The organism is Phenylobacterium sp., from assembly GCF_044358365.1.
In the GTDB taxonomy this organism is placed as follows: domain Bacteria; phylum Pseudomonadota; class Alphaproteobacteria; order Caulobacterales; family Caulobacteraceae; genus Phenylobacterium.
Genome location: NZ_JBIKNZ010000026.1, coordinates 18,400 through 41,895, shown reverse-complemented (window position 1 = coordinate 41,895; position 23,496 = coordinate 18,400). Strand labels below are relative to the sequence as shown.

Genomic DNA, 23,496 nt, shown 5'->3' with positions numbered 1-23,496 from the left:
TATGGCGGCGGCGCAGAAGGCCATCGAGGCGGGCGTCGACGGGCTGGTGGTCGAGGGCGGCGAGGGCGGTGGGTTCAAGAACGGCCGTGATGTGGCCACCATGGTGCTTTTGCCGCTGGTGCGTTCCAGGACCGATCTGCCGATCATCGCGGCGGGCGGTATCACCGATGGCCGCAGCATGGCCGCTGCCTTCGCTCTGGGCGCCGAGGGCGTGCAGATGGGGACGCGCATGGTCTCAGCCGCCGAGAGCCCGGTTCACCAGAACTGGAAGGACAGCATCGTTGGCGCCAGGGAAACCGACACGGTGTTCCTCAACCGCCATGGCCCTGGCCCGGCGCTGCGCGCGCTGCGCACGGAGAAGACCACGAAGTTCGAACTGGAGCCGCCGGCGAACATCATGGGCGAGATGGCGAACGCGCTGCAGCTCTACTTCGGCGGCGACATGGAAGCCGCCATCGCCCTGACCGGACAGGTCGCCGGACGCATCGATTCCGTAAAGCCGGTGGCGCAGATTCTCAGCGAAACGATTGCGGAGTTCGAGACGGTGATGGCGGAGCTGGGCGCCAGGTACGGGCGGGCCAGGTCTCTCGCCTGAACCGCGCCTATTTCCGGTCGTTCAGCCAGCTGCGGACCGTCTTGTTGACCAGCGCTTCGGCGTCGTGCTGCACGAAATGGCCAGCGTTCGGGATCATCAGGATGGTGGTGTCCTCGGACACGTAGTTCCAGGTACCCGCGTGGCCTGCGGCATTCAGCGCCGTGTCCTTCATGCCGTGAATCACCAGCACCGGAACCTTGATCATCGGCGGGCTGGCGGCGGTGATGCCGGAGGGCGTAGCGACGGCGTCACCGGTCCCGCGCGGATAGTTGGCGCGGTAGTAGTTCATCATCGAGGTGAGGTTCGAACGCTGGAACGCCTCGAGGTACCCGGCCTTGCGGGGGGTATCCTTGACGCCGGCGACCATGCTGGCCAGGCCCGCCGCCGACAGGTTCTTCTCGAAGCCAGGTTGCTGGAAATTGCGGGCGTATTGGCTGTTCTTCTGCTGCTCGACATTGGTGGCCATCTCGCGGGCGAAGCCGACGGGGTGGGGCACGCTCATAATGACCAGCGTGTTCACCAGGTCAGGACGGTTGAACACCACCTGCCAGGAGATGGCTGCGCCCCAGTCGTGGCCGATGATGATGGCGTTCTTCTGACCCTCTGCCGCGATCACGGCGGCCACGTCGCCGATCAGATTGGGCATGGCATAGGCGGCCTCGCCCTCGGGCTTGTCGGAGAGATTATAGCCCCGGGTGTCCATCGCGGCGGTGCGATAGCCGGCCTTGTTCAACTCGGCCATCAGCGGCTTCCAGGTACCCCAGTAGTCGGGGAAACCGTGGACCATCACCACCAGCGGACCCTTGCCGTCGACCACATAGTGGATCTTCACGCCATTGTTGGTGGCGTACATATCCTGCGGTTTGGCTTGGGCCGCCGAGCCGATGGCCAAGGCCGCCAGAAGACCCATCATCGTGCGCAACATTGCCGCTTCCCCTTTGATTTACGCCGTACCTAGCACGCCGCCTGAGCCCGGCGAAGGCGCTCGCCATTGTATTTGGTGCTGGCGATCCTGGTCGTAGTGGGTGGTGAAGACGCAGCGGGGGTGAAAGATCGGACCGCGCCGACGTTGACGGCGGCCCTGCTCCTGACTCTGGGCATGGCGATCGGGATCGCCGGCGCGGTCCTGGTCTACGTGACCCTCGCTGGCGTGAGCCGCTGGAGACTACGTCAGCTGGACCGCGCTTTCGCGTCGCCTGCGGCGCGGCGGGCCTAGAGGGTGTGGGCGGCGTTTGCCGCGACCAGCAGGACGCCCACCAGTGTCGCCATGGATAGAATTAGATGGCGCATTTTGTGTACGCTCCCGTTGCTCCCTGCGGCAGGTACGGAGCAAGACCTGCGCCAGATGCGTCTGCCACCTGCTCGCGTGGCCACGGTGAAGCTTTGTGCGGGTGCGAACAGAGTAAATCGATATGGTTTCCAAGGGTTTCTTGCCTAACGGAAGACTAGATTTTCCGCAGGCCTAGTCGCCATGAATTGCGCTGATAAGTCAGCATCTTGTGACTGATCATCCGATCTATCGTGCATCAGGCGGCATCGTCGCGTTAATGTTGCGCCGCAAAAACCTGTTGCCATTCATGCCTCGGGCATTCATATACGCTCCACCATTTGCCGTCGCCTCCCCCCACCAACGGAACTCGGGGCAGGCCTGCCGGCGGTCGCTACCAGCATGAGCAGGGGCGAGCGCGGCGACAAAAGTTGGGGGGCAAGTTCGCCCTCGCCGCTGAGGACCGTCCCATTTTGAATTATGGAACGCAAGCGCACGCCGACAGGCGTGGGCTTTTGAGCGCCGCACTGTGGGGATCGGGTATGGGCCTGTTCCTCGGCGCCGCCTATCTGGTGGCCGGCATGAGCGGCCACATCGCCGAGCGTGCTGAAGCCATTCGTATGGCCGAGGTTGCGGCCACGGGCTACACCGGCTCGCACCTGGAGGCTCAGGGGCGGGGCCTTCGCGTGGGTCTGGAGCAGTACGGCTTTCGCGCCGGCATGGATGCGCAGATTGTGGCGATCCGTTTTGGCAATGATCGCGGCGCGGCCAAGGCGATGCGCCGGGCTGATCTCGAGTGTATGACAGAAGCCGTCTACTACGAAGCCCGCGGAGAAAGCGCCCGCGGCCAGGCCGCCGTCGCCCAGGTGGTGATGAACCGGGTCAGTCACCCGGCGTTTCCAAAGACCGTCTGCGGGGTCGTGTTCCAGGGCGCCGGCCGATCAGGCTGCCAGTTCAGCTTCACCTGCGATGGCTCGATGAAGCGCATCCGTGATGCCGAGGCCTGGGACCGGTCCCGCAGCGTGGCGCGGCGCACCCTGGCCGGCGCATCCGGCGCGGACATCGGGCGCGCAACCCACTTCCACACCACGGCGGTCTCGCCGTTCTGGGCGCCGTCCATGTTGCGGGTGGCCCGGGTCGGAACCCACATCTTCTACAAGCTGTCTCCTTACCGCGTTCAGGTCGCGGCGCGTGAAGCATCCAGGGCGGAGAAGGTCGTACTGATCTCCGGCGCTGTCGGGCTCCCCACGGACGTGAACGTGGCGCCTGAACTGGTCGAAACCGCCATCGAAGCGTCCCTGCGTCCGGCGACCGAGCTGCGGAACAAGCCTGTCCCGGTTTCACCCCCTGCGCCGAAGCCAACGGAGGCCGCAGCGCTTGCAGCGCCGCAGTCGGCGACCGTCTCGACCTCCTGAGACGGGGGCTCGCCCGTGCGGCGGTAGAGACGGTGCTTGATGCGGCTGAAGGCGCAGGCCGGAAGGATCTAACTCCGCGCTGACCTGCGCAGCGCCTGTGGGGGCAGGCCGAAGGCGCGCAGGAAGGCGCGGCGCATCCGTTCAGGGTCGCCGAACCCCACGGCCTCGGCAATGCGGTCGATCGGGTCGAAACCGTTTTCGACCGCCGCGCGCGCCGCTTCCAGCCGCAATCGCTCCACCGCCTTGGCCGGGGTCGTGCTGGTCTCGACCACAAAGGCGCGGGCAAAGTTGCGTGGGCTCATCGCCGCCTGGTCGGCCAGTTGCTCCACAGTAAGCGGCAATGCCAGATTGGCGCGGGCCCAGTCCATCAGCGGGCCGAAGCGTCCCGTCCGCCCGCCCAGATCGATGAGCGCCGAGAACTGCGACTGGCCGCCGGGCCGACGCTGATGAACCACCAGCGCCTGAGCGACCATGCGGGCCACCTCAGCGCCCAGGTCGTCCTCCACCAGCGCCAGGGCCAGATCGATGCCGGCGGTGATGCCCGCCGAGGTCCAGACGTCATCGTCCCGGATGAAAATGCGATCGGCGTCGAGTTTTACCCTGGGATAGCGGCGGGCGAAGTCGTCGGTCCGGCTCCAGTGCGTGGTGGCGCGACGTCCGTCCAGAAGGCCGGCCTCGGCCAGCAGGTAGGCGCCGGAACAGACGCTGGTGGGGCGCTGCACCTCGACGGTGCGCAGCCATCGGACGATGCCCTGCAGACCCTCGACATCTCGCGTGCCGTCTCCACCCGAGACCATCACCGTATGGAGGGGGCCCTGGCTGAGCGGTCGGGCTGCGAGGCAGACGCCTGAGGAGCTCGGGATCTGGCCGCCCTCGACTGCTTCGACCGTCAGGTCGTAGCTTCCGGGCCGATAGCGCTCGGCGATTTCGAACACGGCGATGGGGCCCGCGACGTCCAGCAACTGGAAGTCCGGAAAGATCACCAGGGCGAGGCGACGGCTCATGGCAGAAAATGTTGGAATAACGTCATTTCAGCCAAACCATGCGTCGTATAGATCCAGTCCGTCAACTCTCAGGAGACCCCGGATGTCCAGATTCCAGATCGTCTTTGCGCTGTATCCCGGCGTGACCCACCTCGATTTCACAGGACCTCACCAGGTGCTTGTCCGCACCCCGAACGCCGACGTGGTCGTCGCCTCGATGGGGGGGCAGGACATCGACGCCGAGGGCCTCCGGTTCTCGAACCTGGCTGATCTCGCCACGCTGGAGCGCTGTGACCTCCTGTGCGTGCCGGGAGGGTTCGGCACTACAGACGCCATGCTTGATCCGGCCTTCATGGCCGCGATCCGCCGCCTTGGCGCGGGAGCGACCTATCTGACATCGGTGTGCACCGGGTCGCTGATCCTGGGCGCTGCGGGGTTCCTGACGGGCAAGCGGGCCACATCGCACTGGGCCTGGCGCGACCAACTGTCCGAGTTCGGCGCGATCGTTTCCGACGAACGCGTGGTTCGGGACGGCAATGTCTTCACCGGCGGCGGCGTGACCGCCGGGATCGACTTCGCCCTGACCATGCTGGCCGAACTGGCGGGGCAGGACTATGCCGAGTCGGTGCAGCTTGGTCTGGAGTATGCGCCAGCGCCGCCCTTCAACTCCGGACGCCCGGAGCTGGCCCGCCCGGAGGTTCTGGCGCAAATCAAGGCGCGCATGGCGGAAATGGCCGACGCGCGGACGGCAGCGGTCAAAGCGGCGGCTGCGACGAGCTAGGCGCTGTGGCCTAGTTGCCCACCGCATCCAGTCCGATGTCGAGCACCCTGGCCGAGTGGGTCAGGGCGCCGACACTGATCACGTCCACGCCGGTTTCAGCGATCGCGCGGACGGTATCGAGGGTGACCCCGCCGGACGCCTCCAGCACCACCCGGCCCGCTGTGATCTTCACCGCCTCGGCCATGTCCTCGAGCGTGAAGTTGTCGAGCATGATGACGTCAGGGTCGTGGGCCAGGGCTTCCTGGAGCTGGAGCAGGCTGTCCACCTCGACCTCGACCTTGACCAGGTGACCGGCGAAGGCCTTGGCGCGGCGCACGGCCTCACCCACCGAACCGCAGGCGACCACGTGGTTGTCCTTGATGAGGATGGCGTCATCCAGGCCGAAGCGATGGTTGGTCCCGCCGCCGCAGCGCACAGCGTACTTTTCCAGCGCCCGCAGGCCCGGCGTGGTCTTGCGGGTGTCTGTGATCCGGGCCCGGGTGCCCTTTACGGCGTGTACGAAGTCCTGGGTCAGGGTTGCGATGCCGCAGAGGCGGCCCAGCAGGTTCAGGCCGGTGCGCTCGGCCGACAGGATCGCCCGGGCGGCGCCGTTGACATGGGCCAGGGCGGTTCCCGCGCTGATGGTCTGGCCTTCGGTCGCCATCGGGGTGAATATGGCCGTCGGGTCCAGCTCGGCGATGGCCAGCCGCACGCACGACAGGCCCGCCACCACGCCGCCGCGCCGGGCATTGAACACCGCCGTCAATCGCGCATCGGCCGGGATGCAGGCCTGGGCCGTGATGTCGCCGGCGCGCCCCAGATCCTCGGCCAGGGCGGCGCGGACGATGGGGGAGACCAGCAGGTCGGGCAGGGGCTCGATCATTCGGCGGCGAACTTCAGATTGGGGTGTGTGACCTGATCCAGCGTCACGAATGTGCGCTCGGCCGTCGCGTGTTCCGGGAAGTCGGTGCGGTAGTGGCCGCCCCGGCTTTCGCGACGGTTCATGGCGCAGGCCGCCACGAGGCGTGCGGCGACCAGCGGGGCGCTGCGGCCGCCGGCGATCTCCAGCTGGTCGATCAGGTCCAGCAAGCGCTGGAGCCCGGCTGCATCGCGAATGACTCCGGCGTCGCGGCTCATCGCCTGGCGCAGGGTCTGGAGGTCGCCCGGCGCCAGGTCAGCCGCCATGACTGGCTCTGTAGCTCCCGTGACCGGCGCCTCGGCGGCGGCGGCGGCGCGTCCAGCCCTGGCCCCGAACACCGCAGCTTCCAGCAATGAGTTCGACGCCAGTCGATTGGCGCCGTGTACGCCGGTCGAGGCGCACTCGCCGGCGGCATAGAGGCCGGGCAAGGAGGTGCGACCGTCGCTGTCTGTGGCGATCCCGCCCATATGGTAGTGGCAGGCGGGCGCCACCGGGATCAGCTGGGTGCGAGGGTCAATGCCGCCGCCCAGGCAGGCAGCGAAGACGGCCGGGAACTCGTCGGGGAAGTGGGCGCCCACAGCGGCGCGGGCGTCCAGGAAGGCCCCCCGGCCCGCCTCGCGCTCGGCGTGGATGGCGCGGGCCACCACATCGCGCGGCGCCATCTCGGCATCGACGTGATAGGCCGCCATGAAGCGTTCGCCGTCGCCATTGACCAAGGTTGCGCCCTCGCCGCGCAGGGCCTCGGTGGCCAGCGGCGCGGGATCACGGCCGATATCAATCGCGGTGGGGTGGAACTGGACGAACTCGGGATCAGCAATCACCGCCCCCGCCATGGCCGCCAGCCCAAGACCCTCGCCCTGAAGCTCGGCCGGGGTGGTGGTGACCGCGTAGAGCCCGCCGATTCCGCCGGTCGCCAGGATCACCGACCGGGCGGTGATCTCGACGCTGCGTCCCTTGATCCGGGCGACGACGCCCCGGACGCGCCCGTCGGCGCCCTGCAGCAGGCCGGTGAGGTGGGCGCCGGTCCTGACCTCGATGTGTCGCGCGGCCAGCACGGCCACGACCACAGCTTCCATGATCGCGCGCCCGGCCTGATCGCCTTTGACGCGGGCCACGCGGGCGCGGCTGTGCGCGGCTTCCAGGCTCTGGGCGAAGCTGCCGTCCGGGGTGCGGTCAAACGGCGCGCCGAGGGCGGCGAGATGGCGGACCGCGGCGGGGCCATCCTCGGCCAGCAGGCGGGCGACGTCTGCGACGACCAGACCGGCGCCGGCCGTCACAGTGTCGGCCGCATGCAGGGCCGGCGCGTCATCGGCGCCGAGCGCCGCGGCCACGCCGCCCTGCGCCCAGGCAGACGAGCAACCGTGGCTCAAGGGGGCGTCAGTGAGGACCAGAACCCGGGCTGGTGCGGCGCTGAGGGCGGCGCTCAGGCCCGCGAGGCCTGCACCCACCACCACAACGCCGTCGTGGCGCAAGCGCTCCATCAGATCAGTTCCACGTTGACGTGGTGACGGGCCTTGACCAGATCGTAGCGCGCGGGGACCGTCGGCGGCGGCAGGTCGATCATCCGCTGGACCGCCAGCCGGGCGCGATCGGCGATGGCCGGGTCGACCGTCACCTCATAGCGATCGTGGATCAGGGTCTCGTAGATGTTTTCCAGGGTAATCCGCTTCATGTGCGGGCACAGGTTGCAGGGGCCGATGAACTGGGTCTCCGGCGAGTCTGCGGCCACATTGCTGGCCATCGAGCACTCGGTGATCATCACCACCCGCTTGGGGCGGCGCCTGGCGACATAGTCGGTCATGGCGGCGGTGGAGCCGGTGAAGTCCGACGCCTCGATCACGTCCGTGGGGCATTCCGGATGCGCCAGGATCTCGGCGTCGGGGTAAGCCGCGCGCAGCTCCAGGATGTCAGCGGCGTTGAAGCGCTCATGCACCTCGCAGCGGCCCTGCCAGGCGATGATCTTGATGTCGGTCTGGCGGGCGACATTGCGGGCCAGGAACTCGTCCGGGATCAGGATCACCCGGTCGACGCCCCAGAGGCGGGCGGCCTCTTCCACCACCTGAACGGCGTTGGCGCTGGTGCAGCAGATGTCGGTCTCGGCCTTCACCTCGGCGCTGGTGTTGACGTAGGTCACCACCGGCAGGCCCGGATAGCGCTGCTTGATCAGGCGCACGTCGGCGCCGGTGATCGAGCTGGCCAGCGAACAGCCGGCGCGCAGATCGGGGATCAGAACGCGCTTTTCGGGCGACAGGATCTTGGAGGTCTCGGCCATGAAGTGCACGCCGGCCTGGATGATCACCGCAGCGTCGGAACGCGCGGCCTCCTTGGCCAGGCCCAGGCTGTCGCCCACATAGTCTCCGACGCCGTGGAAGATCTCCGGCGTCATGTAGTTGTGCGCCAGGATGACGGCGTTCTTTGCGCGCTTGAGCCGGTTGATCTCGGCGATCAGCGGCGCCTGCTGGCGCCACTCCATCGGCGTGACGTGTTGCTTGACCTTTTCCCAGAGCGGGGCGGTCGAGGTTTCGACCTCGGGGGTGAACGCGAACTGAAATCCGTCGGCGGCCATTGTAACCCTCCTTATGCTCAAAATGAGCATTACTGGGGCCTGTAAAAGGCGTCGAGGCCTTTGGAACCTTGACACCGGTGGTTATGCTCACTTCGAGCAAAAGCAAATATAGACCTATCGACGGTCAGCGCAAGCCGATTTTCCGGAAAACCGCAGGCAGCTTCCAGAAGGGAAGGCCGCGACGTAGGCTAACGACGGCCTTGTTTCTTGGGCGTCATTGACGTATATCACCCTCGTGAAGACGCTTCCGATCACCGTAGCCGAGACGCAAGCATTCGCACGTTTGGCAGAGAAGATCTGGAGCGAGGACGAGCGCGCCGAGCTGGTGGACTACGTCGCCTATAATCCCGAGGCAGGGGATGTGATCCCTGGCACAGGTGGCGTAAGGAAGCTGCGCTGGGCGCGTGCGGGCAGTTGCAAGCGCGGCGGGGCGCGGGTGGTCTATTTCTAAAACCGGCCCGACTGTCCGCTTTACCTGCTGCTGGCCTACGCCAAGGCGCAGGCCAGCGACCTGAGCGCGGACGAGAAGAAGGCGGTGGCCGCCTACGCATCGGCGATCAAGGCCACTTTGGATTGAAGGAGCACAAGCGATGTCGGACTTTGGCAAGGACCTGATCGCGGCGATGGAGGAAGCCGCTGCGCACGCCCAAGGCAAGGGCAAGGTGGCGCGCGTCCAAACCCTCGAGGTGCCCGACGTGCGCGCGATCCGCGAGGGGCTGGGACTGTCTCAGCAGGCCTTCGCCAGCGCCTACCGGATTCCACTGGCGACCTTGAAGGGCTGGGAACAGGGCCGCCGCCAGCCCGACGCCACAGCCAGCGCCTATCTCTCGGTCATCGCCCATCTGCCCCGCGAGGCCCGCGACGTGCTGCGCGCGGCCTGACCGTCCGGGCCGGGCGCCCGGATTGCGTGGAGGGGCTGCGCTTTGTGGTGATCAGGCTGGAAAGTCGTATCCCGACTTTCCGTGCGCTCAGACAGCGGACGTTCCGAATGTCTGCAATGGGGGGAAAGCGCACGTTGACGCTGGAACAACCGCGCTGCAAGCTGTTAGCGTGTAGCCGTCGTTGACGCGCGCTCGGGGCATTCAGATCAGGCTACGACATGGCTGCGGCGAAACCTCGCGAGCGCACCTCTCTTTCAGTCGCGGTGCGTACAGCCGTGCTTACCCAGGCCGGCTATCGGTGCGCCGTCCCAACCTGTCGCGGCATTCTTGCCCTCGACCTTCACCATCTTTGGGAAGTGAACGCCGGTGGCGGCGACGGCGTTGAAAACCTCATTGCACTCTGTCCCACCGATCACGCGCTTTACCACCGAGGGACCATTAGTCAGGACGCCATATACTCCTACAAGGCCATGCTGGTCGCTCTCAACGGGGCTTTCGACAATCCGACAATTGACCTGCTACTATTCCTCGAACAGTACCCCAAGGAAACTTTGATCATCTCTGGCGACGGGCTTCTTAAGTTCGCTAGGCTAATATCGGCGGGACTTGCCGAAGCTGTGATGCTCGCAAACAACTCGAACGAGCTCGTCACCTATACCGTTTGGGTCAGCCCGAAGGGCCAACAGCTGATCAGCGCCTGGAAGACCGGAAATAGGGTGGCGTTGCAGACGGCTCTCACCCCAATAGCGGCCTGCGGCCAGACCCCTTGAATGCCTGAAATGGGTCGTTTCTAACCGTTGGGTTCGGGCCAACAAGCGGACGTTGGTCGCGAACGGGGATGACTACCGCGCAGGTGGAACCAGCATCCCATGCGCGCGCAGCACCTGCTGCAGTTGATCGTGAGGCATGGCCGAGACGGTCCAATAGTCGGCGCCGGTCATCGTCCGCGCCGCCACCATGGCATTGACGACCGCCTCTTCCACGCTCTGCACCGTCGCTTCCAGCAGAGGGTTCATGGCCTCGCTGGTCAGCCGGGAGATGGCGGCTGGCTTGCTTGGATCCGCTTCCCAGTTGCCATCGTCGGCATCGGGATTGGCGGTGGAGAACGCGATGAAGATGTCGCCCGAGCCGTTGGCCTCGTAACCGCCCAGCCGGCCCAGCCCGACCGCGCCCCGGCGCGCCAGGCGCTTCAGCTGATCCGGCGTCAGCGGAGCGTCGGTCGCAATGACGATGATGATGGAGCCGCGATGCTCCCGGTCGGGTGCGTCGGCGATGGCCAGCAGCTTCGGATCGCAGAGCTGAGCCGTCTGCCCGAAGATCGACTGCGGCGGCGAGGTCAGCTTGGTCACGCAGTGCGGCTGCAGTTTCATCTCGCGCGCCACGTGAATACCCGCAATCCTGAGGCCATGGGCCGAGCCGTAGTTGCACTGCACGAGCACGCCCACCGTATAGCCGCCGGCCTGTGCGGACAGGCGGCGTGATGCCGTTCCCGTGCCGCCCTTGAAGCCGTTGCAGACCATGCCCACGCCGCCGCCGACGTTGCCCTCGGCGACGGGGCCTGGGCGGGCGCCGTCCAGGGCGTCGAGAGCGTCCTTCGTGGTGACGTGGTGGCCACCCATGTCGTGCAGTGGCACATCGGCCGTCTCACCCACAACGGGGTACCAGAAGAAGGCGTCACGGCGGCGCTCGGTGAGCCACTTGAACGCCGCATCCCGCACCACGCCCACGCTGCCTGTGCCGGTGATCAGGATCGGCGTTTCGAGAACACCGCTTTCGTCCACCCAGTGCGTGCCGGTCATGTCGCCGTTGCCGTTACCCGCGAAGTATCCGGCGAACACTGACCGCGCATCGGTCTTGCCGCGCGGAAGGATGGCGGTGACGCCGGTCCGGACCGGCCCCTTGCCTCGCAACAGCGGGCCGTCGCCCGTGACCAGGGATTTGAACCCCACTTCTACCCCTGCGACATCCGTGATCGCATTGAGGGGCCCAGGGGAGCCATCGAACGGTACACCGAGATCGCGAGCCCGGGGCTCCGCCGCCAGCGACGGACTCGCAAATGTGCACATGATGACCAGCGCAAGAATCCGTCCGTACATGCTCACCCCCAATGACGGGGAGAAGCTAGACGCCGCGTGGGGAGCACGCAATCGGCTGGACGTCGGTGTAGCGCCAGGAGCGGACGTTGGCCTCGGCCCCGAAAGCGGCCTCTCCCAACGGCCGCAATGGGTCGACAGCAGCCGAAGGCTCGGCGCCCGGAAGCGCGCATTCCGGTTGCGCGTCAGACAGCGGAACCCCCCGGCGTCCGTTGACGGGGGCCTGATATCCGTCGACGCTTGACGAGATATGGCGACGGCAGACCTATCCCTCGCCGCCGATGAACGCTTCAGTCTACCCCTGAAGCCAACACAGGCTCACGCCCCCGCCAGCACCCCCCGCGCGGCCTTCAGCAGAAACCCGGACCGCGTGAACCCCTGCGCCTCGGCATAGGCGTCGATTTCGCGGAGCGCGTCTTCGGGCAGCGTGATGTTGACCCGCACGGTCTTGGCCGGGCCGTCCGCCAGGGCGACCAGGATCGCCACGCCGTCGCGATTGTCGGGGTCTGACATCACGGATTCGAGGCTGGAGGGTTCCGGCAGGGCTTCGCCGTCCTCGGTGAGGCCATCGACATGGAAGGCCAGAGCTTCCTCGGCCATGCCGCGTGCCGCGTCGAGGTCGGCGCCGGCAGTGACGCAGCCCGGAAAGTCGGGGAATGAGACCCCGTAGTCGCTGTCGGCTTCCTTGTGGATCAGGGCGATATACTGGCGCATCTGGGTCACTTCAGTTTCAGGCGACTTGATGACATCACGTCTCTCCACGTGTGTAGTTATACACATCATCGAGAATCTCGGCAAGGTTTGGGCCCCGCCCGCCACGCCAGCGCTTGCACGAAACTTGCGGGGCAAGGGTCATAATCGCGACCCTTTGCGCCTATAAGCGACGCCGGACACCGTATGAGCCCCATGACCCTCGCCCGCCGACACTTGCGAACGCCTGACGCCAGGGCCGGGATTGTCCTGGTGCTGGCCGTGCTGGGCGTCGCCGGCTGCGCGCCATCGGATCAGCAGCAGCTGGCGCAGGACAAGGCGCGGTTTGTCTCGCAGCAGGTCTCGGGGCACGGCCGCCTGACGCTGACGTCGAACATGGACCCGGCGATGCAGGCGCTGGCGCTGCGGTTTGATCCGGGACAGCGGCGGCCGGATCTGTGGGCGCGGCCGCCGGGCTGGGGGCGGCTCGACCTGGATGAGGTGCCGAACCTGGGGCTGGACGACGCGGCGAGCGATGCGGCGGTCGCCGAGGAGATCAATGCGCTCAGGCCCTTCTCGCGGCTGCCGATCCGGCCGATGCGGCCGTTTGTGCTCAAGGGCGGCGCGGAGGATCGCGCGCGGGCGCTGCAGTGCCTCAGCGAGGCGGTCTATTACGAAGCGGCCCGGGAACCCGAGGTCGGCCAGGCCGCCGTGGCCCAGGTGGTGCTGAACCGGATGCGGCATCCCGCTTACCCGAAATCGGTGTGCGGCGTGGTCTATCAGGGCTCGGCGCGGGTCACCGGGTGCCAGTTCACCTTCACCTGCGACGGGGCGCTGGCCTATGCGCCTGAGCCGGGCCTCTGGCGTCGCGCCAGGGCCGTGGCCGAGCGGGCGCTGGGCGGCTATGTCGACAGGACGGTGGGCTCAGCCACCCACTATCACGCCCGATATGTGGCCCCCTACTGGGCGCCGACGCTGGTGAAGATGACCCAGGTGGGCCAGCACATCTTCTATCGCTGGACGGGGCCGTGGGGCGAGCCGGCAGCCTTCACCGGTCGCTATGCGGGTAATGAGGCCTATCTGCCGCCGTCGATTCTGGGAGGGCTGGACCAGCGCACCCAGGGCGGCGTGCTGTCGCCGGAGCTTCAGGGCGTGGCCTCGGAGCGGACGATCACCTTGGCGGTGGCCGGCGAGGTGCGCACCTACAGCGTGGTCGACCCCACCGTGCCCCGGGGCGAGCGCACGCGGGTGATGGGCGTGCTGATGTCGCCGCGTCGCCAGCCGACGGCCGAGGAGATCAAGCGCATCAACGAGAGCCTGGAGGCCATGGAACGCAACATGGGCCAGACGGCCGCATCGGGTTCGGCAGCGCCGTCATTGGGCGCCCCTGCGGCGGCGGCCCCCAGCCTCTAGCGTGGTGTCGACGCCGTTTGACCTGCGTCCTCCCCCCGCTCATCCCGGCGAATGCCGGGATGAGCGGCAGAGTGGGCGGCGGCCCCCAGCCTCTAGCCTGCGAAGGCGTTGGGGTAGGCCACCATCACGGGTTCGGCGAAGGCGCCGGGGTCGATTTCCAGCGCCATGAAGGCGGGCGAGCCGGAATAGGGAGATCGCACATTCGCTGCGGTCTCGGCCAGGAAGCCGAACTTCGGATAATAGCCGGTGTGGCCCAGCACCAGCACGCCGTGGGCGCCGAACTCGCGGGCGTTATCCAGGCTGGAGCGGACCAGGGCGGATCCGATGCCTCTGGTCTGCAGCGCAGGCCGCACCGCCATGGGCGCGAGCGCTGCATAGAAGCGGCCATTGTCGGCCCACAGGCGGCTGAAGAGGATGTGGCCTTCCAGCACGCCATCGACCTCGGCCACCAGCTCGAACATCACGTCGCCATCGTCGCGCAGACGCTGGATCAGCGCCGCCTCATCCGGCTTGCCGAACGCCAGGGTGTTGATCTCGGCGATCCCGGTGTGATCGGTCCGGCGGGCGTGACGGATCGTCATCAGGTCAAGCCCCGACGGGCTCGGCTTTCGCGTGCTGGGCGGCTTCGTGGTCCGCCTCGGCCAGGAATTTCACCGCCTCGAGCGCAGCCATGCAGCCCATGCCGGCGGCGGTGACCGCCTGACGATAGACGTCGTCGGTGACGTCGCCGGCCGCATAGACCCCGGGGATCGCGGTGGCCGCCGTGCCGGCCTTGACCTTCAGATAGCCGCTGGCGTCCATCTCCAGCTGACCCTTGAACAGTTCCGAGGACGGCGCGTGGCCGATGGCGATGAACAGGCCGTCGGTGGCGATGGTCTGGGTCGCGCCGGTCTTGACGTTCTTCAGCCGTACGCCGGTGACGCCGAGCGGGTCGGTGTCGCCCAGCACCTCGTCGACGGCGTGATCCCAGATCACCTCGATCTTGGGGTGGGCCAGCAGGCGTTGCTGCAGGATCTTCTCGGCCCGGAACTCGGCCTTGCGGTGCACCACGGTCACCTTGGCGGCGAAGTTGGTGAGGAACAGGGCCTCCTCGACCGCGGTGTTGCCGCCGCCCACCACCACCACCTGCTTGCCGCGATAGAAGAAGCCGTCGCAGGTGGCGCAGGCCGAGACGCCGAAGCCCTGGAATTTCTGCTCGGTGGGCAGGCCCAGCCACTTGGCCTGGGCTCCGGTGGCGATGATCAGGGTTTCCGCCAGCCAGACCTGGCCACTGTCGGTTTCCAGCCGGAACGGGCGCTGCGACAGGTCGGCCTTGAGCACGATATCGCTGATGATCTCTGTGCCGACGTGGGCGGCCTGGGCCTGCATCTGCTCCATCAGCCAGGGACCCTGGATGACCTCGGCGAAGCCCGGATAGTTTTCCACGTCGGTGGTGATGGTGAGCTGGCCGCCGGGCTGGATGCCCTGGATCATGACGGGGTTCAGCAGGGCGCGAGCCGCATAGACGGCGGCGGTGTAGCCGGCGGGGCCGGAGCCCACGATCAGGCAGCGGACGGAGCGAGGTTCAGACATGCGCGCAATGTAGTGTCGATTCCGGCCGGACGCGACGGCAGAAGACGCTTTGGTTAACATCGCTTTCAGGCAAGCGGCTTTAGGAACCCTGCATGGCCCAGTCCCCGGAAATCGAAATCGCCGGCCGCAAGATCGGCGCAGACTATCCGCCCTATGTGATCTGTGAGCTCAGCGGCAATCACAACGGCAGCCTCGATCGCTGCCTGACGATGGTCGACGCGGCGGCCGACACCGGCTGTGACGCCATCAAGATCCAGACCTACACCGCAGACACCATCACCATGGATGTGGACCGGCCGGAGTTCCGCATTCACGGCGGCCTCTGGGACGGACGCAGTCTCTACGAGCTCTACGAAGAGGCCCATACGCCGTTTGAATGGCATGCGGCGATCTTCGAGCGCGCCAGGGCGCGGGGCGTCACGATCTTTTCCAGTCCGTTCGACGAGACGGCGGTGGACCTGCTGGCCAGCCTGGACGCGCCCGCCTACAAGATCGCCTCCTTCGAGGCCGTGGATCTGCCGCTGATCCGCTATGCGGCGGCCAGGGGCAAGCCGCTGATCATCTCCACGGGCATGGCCAACCTGGCCGAGATCGAGGCCGCGCGGGATACGGCGCTGGCTGCCGGCGCGCCGGGCGTGGTCATGCTGCATTGCGTCTCGAGCTATCCGGCCACCTTCGCCGACGCCAATGTGCGCACGGTGGCCGATATGGCGGGGCGGTTTGGCTGCCCGATCGGACTGTCGGACCACACGCCGGGGACCGCCGCCTCGGTGGCCGCTGTGGCGATGGGCGCCTCAGTGATCGAGAAACACTTCACCCTGGCCCGCGCGGACGGCGGACCGGATGCGGCGTTCAGCCTTGAGCCAGTGGAATTCAAGGCGCTGGTCGACGACACCAGGGCCGCCTGGGCCGCCCTGGGGAACGCACACTATGATGTGCTGGGCTCCGAGCGGGGCTCATTGCTGTTCCGCCGCTCGCTCTATGTGGCGGCGGACGTAAAGGCCGGCGAGACGCTGACGCGCGCCAACGTCCGCTCGATCCGGCCAGGCAACGGTCTGGCCCCCGCGCACTTCGACGAGGTGATGGGGCGCAAGGCGGCCCGCGATCTGGTCCGGGGTGAACCGCTGGCCTGGGATATGCTGGCCTAGAGCCTGTCCGGTTCAGATGGAATCATCTGAACCGGATAAACAGGCTCGTTATCATATGTTTAGAGCACGACGAGCGCTTGAACCGGTATCCACTTCAAGCTGCCGTGCTCTAGTTGGCCTGCATCTGATTGATCAGGTCCCGCGTCCCGGTCCAGCCGAGGTTCATCACCGCGTCGATGAAGGCCATGTAGGGGACGAAGGGCTCATGGCCCTGTGGATAGGCGATCTCCACAAACCCCTGGAAGCGTACCGGAAAATCGGCTCCGGCGAAGACGCCGTCCTCGACCATGTAGTCGCGGGACCCCATCGGCGAGAGGTATTCCGTGGCGTTCACGGCGCGGCAGATCGCCAGCAGGTGCTCGGATCGCTCGCCCGGCGCGCAGAGCGTGGAGGCCCGCACGAAAGCCGTCGCCAGCCCCAGACATTGAGCGGCGGCCTGGATGATCTCGACATTCAAATCCGCCAGTCGGGTGATCGGCGCCTGTAGATGGGTCTCCAGAAACGCCATGCCCTCGGCGAAGTGTGGCCGCCGGGCGTAGGCGTGGCGGATCGAATTCAGGTGCTTTTCACGCCAGCGCTCGGTCTCGGCCGTCTCGATGACCGACAGGCTGGCCTCGCGGTCGGCCTTCTGCACGGGCACGCTCAGCATCACCTCGCCGGCAGCGCCCCAGATGCGATTGCGCTGTTGCCAGGAGCGCCGGGCGAACTGCACATCGTCAAGAAAGACGAAAACGTCCGCTGCCGCGATCAGGTGGAAGTAGCCGAGGTAGGGCAGGTAGGTCGGCTGCATGATCGCAGCTGTCCGGGTCATGCGGCGGCGGCCTGCGCCTCGACGCCCAGGGCTCTGGCCAAGCCGGCGTTGACCTCGGCGAATTTCTGTCCCTTGGCGTAGGGCTCCCAGGCCCCCGCGACGAAGGCGTCGCCCATCCGGTCGGCCAGCGCCAGCCGGAGTTGCGCCAGGCCCTGCATGGCTTCCAGCGAATGATAGATCCAGCGCGGCTTGATGCTGGTGGAGAGGACGTCACCCAGCACCAGTTCGCCCTCGAAGCCCCGCAGCAGGTGATGGATCTCCTGGCGAAGTTCCGTGAGCGGACTCTCTCGGACGCACTCTGCGGTCAGGAGGGTCTGACCGGCGGTCTCATAGATATAGATCCGGAAGCAGGCGCCCTCTGCCGTAAAGTTCTGCACGTAGAAGGGCCTGGCGCCGGTCCAGGTGGCAGCGAAAACGTGAGTGGAGAAGCTCTTGGGCAGCAGTTTTGGCGTGGCGACGCCGACAGCCTTGAACATCGGCGTGGGGTTGGCGGCCCAGACCAGCACTTCGCCGGACGCATGCTCGGCGAGCGCCTGGCGCGGTGACACCAGCGTCTGGTCATGGAGCGTCACGCCGATGGCCTCCAGCGCCAGCCGGCAGCGCCGCAGCAACCCGGTGAAGCCGCCCTTCGGCAGACTGGCCGTCAGGTTCGCCGTACGGCCCCAGAGGGCGCGCGGGATGGCGTAAAGCTCATCGGCCAGCGCGTCGTGGCGCTTGATCTCGGCCAGATCTGCAAGGTTCGACCCGCGCGGAAACACCCTGTTGATCGCCATCGGGACTGCGGCGTCGCCGTGCACAGTCTTCAGGTCATGCCCCAGATGCCACCTCGCATAGCGGGTGAGCCCATCGCGCAGGTCCGGTGGATAGGCGTTCAGCCGGTCGGCCAGGCTGGGACCGGCGGGCGGTGTCAGGCCAATGCCGTGACAGGGCAGGGCCGGGCCGCCAAAATCATCGACATAGGTGACGCCACCCGCGCCGTCGGGACTCACCGATCCGAAGCGGTTGTCGAAATCCTCGAATGTCGGGCCATAGGCTTCCAGCAGGGTGCGGATCGGATCATCCTTCGGCCCGAAGTAGATGCAGCCCTCACGCATTTCCAGGCCGAGCCGGGTTTCCGGCAGGGCGACCCCGCCCAGTTGGTCGAAGCGTTCGTAGAGTTGGATATCACGTACGCCCAGCCGATGGGCTTCGAACGCCGCCAGGATGCCGGTCAGGCCGCCGCCGACGATCTTGACCCGGCTCATCCGCAGCGTCCCCAGACAATGACATCGCTGTTGTTGGGCACGGGGCGTCCGGCCTGAACGTTGTCGAAGCGGCAGGTCAGGACGGTCGGCTCTTCCAGCGACAAGGTGCGGGTCAGGCGTTCGACCAGGCCGGCGGGGCTATAGAACAGGTTGAAAAGACCGGCTTCCCCGGTCTCGGGCGTGGCCAGCCGGTAGCCATCCGGCTCCTCTTCAACGCCACGGCCATAGCGGTAGTCGTCGATCGCGCGTGTCCGGACGAATAGCTCGCATCCGGGTGTGAGATGGGCCCTCAGGCCGATCAGGGCGGCGTCGGCCTGTGCGGATGTCAGGTAGCAGAGCAGGTTGGGGATAATCACGGCGTCGAACGTTCCGGTGATTTCCGGCGCGCCTTGCGAGAGATCGGCCTGGATCAGGTCCGGGCCGCTGCCCAGGTTGAAGCGTGCGTCCTTCAACGCGTCCTGATCATAGTCTGCGCCAACGCAGTCCCAGCCCCACGTCAGGTAAAGCGACAGGTTGTTGCCCGTTCCGCAGCCCAGTTCCAGCACCCGTCCCGGGCGGTCGGACAGGCCGCGCTTGAAGAAGTGCCGTACGACAAACTCGTCCGGATACTTCAGGCCGCGAATCTGGCGGAGCTCACGCATGGGTCCTGCATGGACCCCGGGATACAAACACTTTGTTAAGGCTGTCGCCGATCAGCCTCGCGCCGCGATCAGCTTCAGAAAGATCTCCGCCGTGCGACCGGCGCCCAGGCCGTCACAGACCCCGGCGCTGCGGGCGGCCATTTCCCGGCGGGCTTCGGCGTCACGCAACAGCTTCATGAGGGCGCGATCAAAGGCGGTATCGAAGTCAGCGTCCGCCACGTCCACCACCAGGGCGGCGCCCAGTTCGGCCATCGCGCGGGCCGCGGGCCGCTGGTTCTCCGCGAGTACCACCAGCACGGACGGCAAGCCCAGAACACAGCGCTCCCAGGTGGACGATCCCGGCGCGCCGATGCCTATGTCAGCCTCCGCCGTCAGTCGCGCCATGTGCGGGGTGTCCACATGCAGCAAGATTCGCGGGTCGCGTCGTGCGATCTTGAGCAACCCGGAATAGCTGGGCGTCTCGGCGCCGAGGACGATATCAATGCCGGTATCGTTCAGCCGTGGTCGAACCCGCTCCACCACACGGGCTGTGATCCCGTCCACGTCAGTCAGGCCCATGGCGATCAGAATCCGCTGGACCGGCTCTCCGCGCCAGGCCAGCGCCGGCTCGCGAAGCGCCGCGAACTCCGGTCTGACGGCGGCAAACCCGGGACCCAGCAGCAAGCGCGCATCGTCGGGCGTCAGGCCAAGATAGTCCGTGGCCCGGCGCGCAGGCCCGGCGTCAACCACGACATCCGCGCCCAGGGCCCGATCAGCCAGATCGTCCACCACCAGCACCGGGCGCCCCCGCGCCAGCGCCCGATGATCGCTTTCCCCCAGTCCATAGTGATCGAACACCAAAGCGTCGAAGCTGGCCGATGTGCTGTCCTGGGCCAGATCGGCCGTGTCGATCCTGGCCATATCTGGCGCATAGGCGTCGAGTATCGCGGTCATGGCCGACGGGCCGGAGAAACTGCATGTCGCGCCCTGCGCCTGCAGGGCCTGCGCCAGGGTCAGCGCGCGCATAACGTGACCCCCGCCGACCAGCGGGCCGGCGTCCACGACAAACAGGATCCGTGGGTTGCTCATATCCGTCTATGCCCTCCCAGATGGGCGAGATCAGGGCGAGCGGCGATCAGGTCGCGGATGTCTTGCGATGTAAAGGCCGGCGCGGCTGGATACAGCGCTTCGTAGACCTGCGTGACAAAGGCCAGGTCGTCCGGTGTGTCGACTGTCCAGCGGATGTCGCCATCGTCTGAGCCCGGGCTGTGCAGCCAGGCGATCTTCCACTGATCTGGTCGGGTCCAGAAACCCCAGGTCACGTGTTCACGCTCCTCGGCTGTGGTGGCCGCGGTGGCGGCCTGGCGCAGCGCGGCGGCGCTCACCACCTCGACGTCCAGACCCTTGGGAAAGGCGAAGGTCTGCGCTGTGTTCGAGGTGTAGTCGACGGCTTCTGCCAGGTGCAGGGCGATGGCCGCATCCACCACGTGCGGGTCGATCAGCGGGCAGTCTGCGGTCAGGCGCACCACGTGATCGGCGGGATGGGCGTCCAGGGCGCCGATGAACCTGGCGAGCACATCGTTGAGGGCGCCGCGGAACACTGGAACGCCCGCGCCGGTCAGCACCGCGGCCAGCTGGTCATCCGAGGCTTCGGTGCTGGTCGCCACCACCAGCCGGTCGATCTGCTCCGCGCGCTGCAACCGCTCGATCTGACGCAGCACCATGGGCTGTCCGAGGAGAGGTTTGAGCACCTTGCCCGGCAGTCGGGTCGAGCTCATGCGGGCCTGGAGGACGGCGAGGATCATCACCCCCTGAATGGCCCGATGCGCCCCAAAAGCAAAGGGCCGCCCCGAAGGACGGCCCTGCCAGTCTCAATTTCAGCGCAGGTCTAGATGATGTTGGTTTCGCTGATGTTCGCGAGCGCGCCACCGACAAGGATGATGACCTGGTCCGACGTGCCGTCGCCGTTGAGGTCGACAAAGAGGCCGACGTCGGCCCCGTAGCTGATGGCGGCGTAGAGGCGAGTGCCGTTCAGCGCGATATCGGCAGCCGCCAGGGCGGCGGCGAAGTCATTGGTGCCGCCGGCCGCGCCTTCGAAATAGTTGGCAGCCGACCCTGCGACCTGGGCAAAGTCGAAGAAATCGATGACGGCGTAGTCGGTGATCGTGTCGGCCGTTGCCAGGGTGATCCCGGTTTCGGTGCTGGCGAAGATGAAGGTGTCCGCGCCGGCGCCGCCGGCCAGACTGTCCACGCCGGTGCTGCCGGTGATGGTGTCATTGCCACCGCCGCCGGTGATCGTGTCGTTGCCGCCGCCGCCGTTCAGCACGTCAGCGGCCAGGCCGCCGTCGATGGTGTCATTGCCGGCGCTGCCGGTGACGGTGTCGGACCCGGCGCCGGTGGTGATGGTGTTGTTGCCACCCGCGTCGGTGATCAGGTTGTTCCCGTCGCCGCCGCTGATGCTGTCGTTGCCGGTCGAAGCCTGGATCGTGTCATTCCCGGCGCCACCGCTCAGCTGGTTTGCGCCGCCAGTGTCCGTGATCGAGTTGGCGCCGTCACCCGCAGTGATGGTGTCATTGCCGGAGCCGCTGGAAATCGTGTCCGCGCCTGTCCCTGCGGTGACCACGTTGGCGCCTTCGCCAACACCGATGGAGTTGGCGCCGCCTGCATCGGTGATCGTGTCGTCGCCGGCGCCGCCAAGGATCGAATCAGCGCCTGTACCGGACGAGATCGAGTCATTGCCGCCACCGCCGTCGACGATGGAGTCCACCGTGCTGGCCGAACCGTCGACCGTGTCGTTGTCGTCACCCGCCGTGACCGCGCCGCGGCTGGTGTAGACGATGTAGTCTGCGCCCGCGCCCGTGCCGATGATGTCGAGGCCCGCGCCGCTGTTGACACTGTCTGCGCCGCTGCCGGTGGCGATGGTGTCGTTGCCCGCCGTAGTCGTGATGGTGTCGTTGTCGATCCCGGACGTGACGCTGTTGTTGCCGTCGCCGCCGTTGATCACATTGGCGCCGTCGCCGCCGTCGATCGTGTCGTTGCCGGCGGCGGAGCTCAGGTTGTCGGCGCCAACGCCGCCACTGATCACATTATTGCCGCCGCCCGCGCTGACGGTGTCGTCGCCGTCGCCGCTGGTAATGGTGTCGCTTCCAGCGCCGCTGGAGACATTGTCGGCGCCGCTGCCTGAGGTGATGGCGGTCGAGGCCGTCAGACCACTGATCGTGTCAGCGCCCGTACCCGTGTTGATCGATCCGCCGCCCGAGGACGAAATCACATTGGCCCCGTTGCCGCCGTCGATCACATTCGTGCCGCCGGAGTCAGTGAGGGTGTCTTCGCCCTCGCCGAGGCTGACGTTGTCGTTGCCGCCACCGGTCGTAACATTGTCCAGACCCGCACCGGACGTGATGGTGTTGGCGCCGCCCGTATCCACCAGAGTGTCGTTGCCGTCACTCAGCGAAATGATGTCGTCGCCGGCGCCGCTGCTGACGGTGTCGTTGCCCGTGCCGCCTTCGATGACGTTCGCGCCGTCGCCCGCCGTGATGGAGTCGTTCTCGCTACCTGCGTCAATTCTGTCGGCGCCTGCGCCGGACACGAGAACGTCAGCGCCCGCGCCCAGGGTGATGCTGTTGGAACCGCCGCCAGCGTTCACCGTGTCGCCGCCGCCGCCGCCAGCGATGGTGTCATTGCCGGTTGTCGTGACGATGGTGTCAGCGCCTTCGCCGCCATCCACGTTGTCCTGTCCGCCACTACCGGTCAGGCTGTCGGCGCCATCCTGGCCACCGATGGTGTCGTCGCTGCTCGAACCGGTGACGGTGTCGTCGCCGAGGTTGCCGAGCATGAAGTCCGCACCACCGTTTCCGCTGATGGAGTCATTGCCCTGTCCGCCCAGAATCAGATCGGCATTGGAGCTGCCGGTGATTGAGTCGTCGCCAAGGTTGCCCTGAGCGAACTGGATAACCGCCGCACTGGACGCGCCACCGAGGTCAATGGTGTCATTGTCACGACCGCCATAGATCACATCGTCGCCGGCGCCGCCGTTGAGCGAGTCATCGCCCTGGTTGCCCTGCAGCACATCAGCGCCGCCGTCGCCCTGTAGAGTATCGTTGCCTGAGCCGCCGTAGAGACCGTCGCGGCCCCCGGTGCCGGTGACATTGTCGTTGCCCGTGGTGCCGGCATAAAGCAGCGATCCATCGGAGAATGCCGAGTCGATCTCGCCGCGATAACCGCCCGGATCGTTGAAGGTGACGATCTTGCCCGGAGCCGTCAGCGTGATGAAGTCCGGCGTAGTTGACGTGAACGGCACGAAGGTGACCGACACCTGAGAGGCGGTGAGCCCCGGGGTCGTGAATACCAGCACGTCGTTTGGCTTATACGACAGCGCCTGCGCGGCCGTTATCTCTTCAAAGAAGTAAATCGCCACTGCGCGACTCCCATATACGAATCAGGTTGTGTCCCTAAGGCGGGAGCGTAAAGGCAAATCCTTAGCTAAGGTTACCAAGCCGTACCACCCGGGCAAGAAACC

Annotated in this window: 24 protein-coding genes; 9 read left to right on the top strand and 15 right to left on the bottom strand. The window is 66.7% G+C overall.

Going from position 1 to position 23,496, the window contains the following annotated elements; all coding sequences use genetic code 11:
- A partial coding sequence (locus tag ACIQ3B_RS09330) for an NAD(P)H-dependent flavin oxidoreductase (RefSeq protein WP_397401864.1) occupies positions 1 to 595 on the top strand: 595 nt, incomplete at its 5' end.
- Between the two features lie 7 nt (positions 596 to 602).
- On the opposite strand, the gene ACIQ3B_RS09325 is transcribed toward ACIQ3B_RS09330, so the two are convergent.
- Positions 603 to 1,520 (bottom strand): alpha/beta fold hydrolase, encoded by a 918-nt coding sequence (locus tag ACIQ3B_RS09325; protein WP_397401863.1) that lies wholly within the window; start codon positions 1,518 to 1,520, stop codon positions 603 to 605.
- Between the two features lie 66 nt (positions 1,521 to 1,586).
- Between ACIQ3B_RS09325 and ACIQ3B_RS09320 the strand changes: the two genes are divergently transcribed.
- Both ACIQ3B_RS09320 and ACIQ3B_RS09315 read left to right on the top strand, forming a co-directional pair.
- Positions 1,587 to 1,811 (top strand): hypothetical protein, encoded by a 225-nt coding sequence (locus ACIQ3B_RS09320; RefSeq protein ID WP_397401861.1) that lies wholly within the window; start codon positions 1,587 to 1,589, stop codon positions 1,809 to 1,811.
- Positions 1,812 to 2,377: 566 nt separating this feature from the next.
- Positions 2,378 to 3,277: a cell wall hydrolase gene (locus ACIQ3B_RS09315; RefSeq protein WP_397401859.1), complete on the top strand. Its 900-nt coding sequence runs from the start codon at positions 2,378 to 2,380 to the stop codon at positions 3,275 to 3,277.
- A gap of 68 nt (positions 3,278 to 3,345) precedes the next feature.
- Here the strand turns inward: ACIQ3B_RS09315 and ACIQ3B_RS09310 are convergent, their stop codons facing one another.
- A complete protein-coding gene (locus ACIQ3B_RS09310; RefSeq protein WP_397401857.1) occupies positions 3,346 to 4,281 on the bottom strand; it encodes a GlxA family transcriptional regulator in 936 nt (311 codons plus the stop codon).
- Between the two features lie 82 nt (positions 4,282 to 4,363).
- On the opposite strand from ACIQ3B_RS09310, the gene ACIQ3B_RS09305 reads away from it, so the two are divergent.
- Positions 4,364 to 5,041, top strand: coding sequence for a DJ-1/PfpI family protein (locus tag ACIQ3B_RS09305; RefSeq protein WP_397401855.1), 678 nt, complete (start codon positions 4,364 to 4,366; stop codon positions 5,039 to 5,041).
- Between the two features lie 10 nt (positions 5,042 to 5,051).
- Here the strand turns inward: ACIQ3B_RS09305 and nadC are convergent, their stop codons facing one another.
- Genes nadC through nadA form a run of 3 tightly spaced genes read right to left on the bottom strand, consistent with a single transcriptional unit; the run spans position 5,052 to position 8,535 of the window.
- Positions 5,052 to 5,903 (bottom strand): carboxylating nicotinate-nucleotide diphosphorylase, encoded by an 852-nt coding sequence (gene nadC / locus ACIQ3B_RS09300; protein ID WP_397401853.1) that lies wholly within the window; start codon positions 5,901 to 5,903, stop codon positions 5,052 to 5,054.
- Complete coding sequence (locus ACIQ3B_RS09295) at positions 5,900 to 7,420, bottom strand: L-aspartate oxidase (protein ID WP_397401851.1); 1,521 nt, start codon at positions 7,418 to 7,420, stop codon at positions 5,900 to 5,902. Before ACIQ3B_RS09295 ends, nadC begins: the two co-directional genes overlap by 4 nt.
- The gene (gene nadA / locus ACIQ3B_RS09290; protein ID WP_397401849.1) at positions 7,420 to 8,535 is read right to left on the bottom strand and encodes a quinolinate synthase NadA; all 1,116 of its coding nucleotides are present in this window, start codon (positions 8,533 to 8,535) and stop codon (positions 7,420 to 7,422) included. The genes ACIQ3B_RS09295 and nadA overlap by 1 nt, the downstream gene beginning before the upstream one ends.
- 187 nt (positions 8,536 to 8,722) lie before the next feature.
- Here nadA and ACIQ3B_RS09285 point away from each other — a divergent pair, with 187 nt between their 5' ends.
- From ACIQ3B_RS09285 to ACIQ3B_RS09275, 3 genes are all read left to right on the top strand, one after another.
- Positions 8,723 to 8,956, top strand: a complete 234-nt coding sequence (locus ACIQ3B_RS09285; RefSeq protein ID WP_397401847.1) for a hypothetical protein — start codon at positions 8,723 to 8,725, stop codon at positions 8,954 to 8,956.
- 139 nt (positions 8,957 to 9,095) lie between these two features.
- The gene (locus ACIQ3B_RS09280; RefSeq protein ID WP_397401845.1) at positions 9,096 to 9,386 is read left to right on the top strand and encodes a helix-turn-helix domain-containing protein; all 291 of its coding nucleotides are present in this window, start codon (positions 9,096 to 9,098) and stop codon (positions 9,384 to 9,386) included.
- A gap of 218 nt (positions 9,387 to 9,604) precedes the next feature.
- Entirely contained in the window at positions 9,605 to 10,156 is a 552-nt protein-coding gene (locus tag ACIQ3B_RS09275; protein ID WP_397401843.1) for a hypothetical protein, read from the top strand.
- 72 nt (positions 10,157 to 10,228) lie between these two features.
- On the opposite strand, the gene ACIQ3B_RS09270 is transcribed toward ACIQ3B_RS09275, so the two are convergent.
- Together ACIQ3B_RS09270 and ACIQ3B_RS09265 are read right to left on the bottom strand one after the other, a co-directional pair.
- Complete coding sequence (locus ACIQ3B_RS09270; protein ID WP_397401841.1) at positions 10,229 to 11,482, bottom strand: P1 family peptidase; 1,254 nt, start codon at positions 11,480 to 11,482, stop codon at positions 10,229 to 10,231.
- Positions 11,483 to 11,797: 315 nt separating this feature from the next.
- The gene (locus ACIQ3B_RS09265) at positions 11,798 to 12,193 is read right to left on the bottom strand and encodes a type II toxin-antitoxin system HicB family antitoxin (RefSeq protein ID WP_397401839.1); all 396 of its coding nucleotides are present in this window, start codon (positions 12,191 to 12,193) and stop codon (positions 11,798 to 11,800) included.
- 183 nt (positions 12,194 to 12,376) lie between these two features.
- Here ACIQ3B_RS09265 and ACIQ3B_RS09260 point away from each other — a divergent pair, with 183 nt between their 5' ends.
- Positions 12,377 to 13,582, top strand: coding sequence for a cell wall hydrolase (locus tag ACIQ3B_RS09260; protein ID WP_397401837.1), 1,206 nt, complete (start codon positions 12,377 to 12,379; stop codon positions 13,580 to 13,582).
- Between the two features lie 92 nt (positions 13,583 to 13,674).
- On the opposite strand, the gene ACIQ3B_RS09255 is transcribed toward ACIQ3B_RS09260, so the two are convergent.
- The gene (locus tag ACIQ3B_RS09255; protein WP_397401835.1) at positions 13,675 to 14,163 is read right to left on the bottom strand and encodes a GNAT family N-acetyltransferase; all 489 of its coding nucleotides are present in this window, start codon (positions 14,161 to 14,163) and stop codon (positions 13,675 to 13,677) included.
- 4 nt (positions 14,164 to 14,167) lie between these two features.
- A complete protein-coding gene (gene trxB / locus ACIQ3B_RS09250; protein WP_397401833.1) occupies positions 14,168 to 15,154 on the bottom strand; it encodes a thioredoxin-disulfide reductase in 987 nt (328 codons plus the stop codon).
- Positions 15,155 to 15,246: 92 nt separating this feature from the next.
- On the opposite strand from trxB, the gene pseI reads away from it, so the two are divergent.
- Positions 15,247 to 16,302 (top strand): pseudaminic acid synthase, encoded by a 1,056-nt coding sequence (pseI, locus tag ACIQ3B_RS09245; RefSeq protein ID WP_397401831.1) that lies wholly within the window; start codon positions 15,247 to 15,249, stop codon positions 16,300 to 16,302.
- A 109-nt stretch (positions 16,303 to 16,411) separates the two neighbouring features.
- On the opposite strand, the gene ACIQ3B_RS09240 is transcribed toward pseI, so the two are convergent.
- From ACIQ3B_RS09240 to ACIQ3B_RS09215, 6 genes are all read right to left on the bottom strand, one after another.
- Positions 16,412 to 17,113: a WbqC family protein gene (locus tag ACIQ3B_RS09240; protein WP_397401829.1), complete on the bottom strand. Its 702-nt coding sequence runs from the start codon at positions 17,111 to 17,113 to the stop codon at positions 16,412 to 16,414.
- Positions 17,110 to 18,357 carry an NAD(P)-binding protein gene (locus ACIQ3B_RS09235; protein WP_397401827.1) on the bottom strand — a complete coding sequence of 416 codons (1,248 nt, stop codon included), beginning with the start codon at positions 18,355 to 18,357 and terminating at the stop codon, positions 17,110 to 17,112. Before ACIQ3B_RS09235 ends, ACIQ3B_RS09240 begins: the two co-directional genes overlap by 4 nt.
- Entirely contained in the window at positions 18,354 to 18,998 is a 645-nt protein-coding gene (locus ACIQ3B_RS09230) for a class I SAM-dependent methyltransferase (protein WP_397401825.1), read from the bottom strand. The genes ACIQ3B_RS09235 and ACIQ3B_RS09230 overlap by 4 nt, the downstream gene beginning before the upstream one ends.
- A 51-nt stretch (positions 18,999 to 19,049) precedes the next feature.
- A complete protein-coding gene (gene pseG, locus ACIQ3B_RS09225) occupies positions 19,050 to 20,066 on the bottom strand; it encodes a UDP-2,4-diacetamido-2,4,6-trideoxy-beta-L-altropyranose hydrolase (protein WP_397401823.1) in 1,017 nt (338 codons plus the stop codon).
- Entirely contained in the window at positions 20,063 to 20,782 is a 720-nt protein-coding gene (locus ACIQ3B_RS09220) for a cytidylyltransferase domain-containing protein (protein WP_397401821.1), read from the bottom strand. Before ACIQ3B_RS09220 ends, pseG begins: the two co-directional genes overlap by 4 nt.
- Before the next feature lie 83 nt (positions 20,783 to 20,865).
- The gene (locus ACIQ3B_RS09215; RefSeq protein WP_397401819.1) at positions 20,866 to 23,394 is read right to left on the bottom strand and encodes a beta strand repeat-containing protein; all 2,529 of its coding nucleotides are present in this window, start codon (positions 23,392 to 23,394) and stop codon (positions 20,866 to 20,868) included.
- Positions 23,395 to 23,496: the final 102 nt, after the last annotated feature.

What these genes read in the sequence shown, in the direction of transcription:
- ACIQ3B_RS09325 (WP_397401863.1), bottom strand. Translation starts at nt 1,520, where the DNA reads ATGTTGCGCACGATGATGGGTCTTCTGGCGGCCTTGGCCATCGGCTCG.
- ACIQ3B_RS09310 (WP_397401857.1), bottom strand. Translation starts at nt 4,281, where the DNA reads ATGAGCCGTCGCCTCGCCCTGGTGATCTTTCCGGACTTCCAGTTGCTG.
- ACIQ3B_RS09305 (WP_397401855.1), top strand. Translation starts at nt 4,364, where the DNA reads ATGTCCAGATTCCAGATCGTCTTTGCGCTGTATCCCGGCGTGACCCAC.
- nadC (WP_397401853.1), bottom strand. Translation starts at nt 5,903, where the DNA reads ATGATCGAGCCCCTGCCCGACCTGCTGGTCTCCCCCATCGTCCGCGCC.
- ACIQ3B_RS09295 (WP_397401851.1), bottom strand. Translation starts at nt 7,420, where the DNA reads ATGGAGCGCTTGCGCCACGACGGCGTTGTGGTGGTGGGTGCAGGCCTC.
- nadA (WP_397401849.1), bottom strand. Translation starts at nt 8,535, where the DNA reads ATGCTCATTTTGAGCATAAGGAGGGTTACAATGGCCGCCGACGGATTT.
- ACIQ3B_RS09280 (WP_397401845.1), top strand. Translation starts at nt 9,096, where the DNA reads ATGTCGGACTTTGGCAAGGACCTGATCGCGGCGATGGAGGAAGCCGCT.
- ACIQ3B_RS09275 (WP_397401843.1), top strand. Translation starts at nt 9,605, where the DNA reads ATGGCTGCGGCGAAACCTCGCGAGCGCACCTCTCTTTCAGTCGCGGTG.
- ACIQ3B_RS09270 (WP_397401841.1), bottom strand. Translation starts at nt 11,482, where the DNA reads ATGTACGGACGGATTCTTGCGCTGGTCATCATGTGCACATTTGCGAGT.
- ACIQ3B_RS09265 (WP_397401839.1), bottom strand. Translation starts at nt 12,193, where the DNA reads ATGCGCCAGTATATCGCCCTGATCCACAAGGAAGCCGACAGCGACTAC.
- ACIQ3B_RS09260 (WP_397401837.1), top strand. Translation starts at nt 12,377, where the DNA reads ATGAGCCCCATGACCCTCGCCCGCCGACACTTGCGAACGCCTGACGCC.
- ACIQ3B_RS09255 (WP_397401835.1), bottom strand. Translation starts at nt 14,163, where the DNA reads ATGACGATCCGTCACGCCCGCCGGACCGATCACACCGGGATCGCCGAG.
- trxB (WP_397401833.1), bottom strand. Translation starts at nt 15,154, where the DNA reads ATGTCTGAACCTCGCTCCGTCCGCTGCCTGATCGTGGGCTCCGGCCCC.
- pseI (WP_397401831.1), top strand. Translation starts at nt 15,247, where the DNA reads ATGGCCCAGTCCCCGGAAATCGAAATCGCCGGCCGCAAGATCGGCGCA.
- ACIQ3B_RS09240 (WP_397401829.1), bottom strand. Translation starts at nt 17,113, where the DNA reads ATGACCCGGACAGCTGCGATCATGCAGCCGACCTACCTGCCCTACCTC.
- ACIQ3B_RS09235 (WP_397401827.1), bottom strand. Translation starts at nt 18,357, where the DNA reads ATGAGCCGGGTCAAGATCGTCGGCGGCGGCCTGACCGGCATCCTGGCG.
- ACIQ3B_RS09230 (WP_397401825.1), bottom strand. Translation starts at nt 18,998, where the DNA reads ATGCGTGAGCTCCGCCAGATTCGCGGCCTGAAGTATCCGGACGAGTTT.
- pseG (WP_397401823.1), bottom strand. Translation starts at nt 20,066, where the DNA reads ATGAGCAACCCACGGATCCTGTTTGTCGTGGACGCCGGCCCGCTGGTC.
- ACIQ3B_RS09220 (WP_397401821.1), bottom strand. Translation starts at nt 20,782, where the DNA reads ATGATCCTCGCCGTCCTCCAGGCCCGCATGAGCTCGACCCGACTGCCG.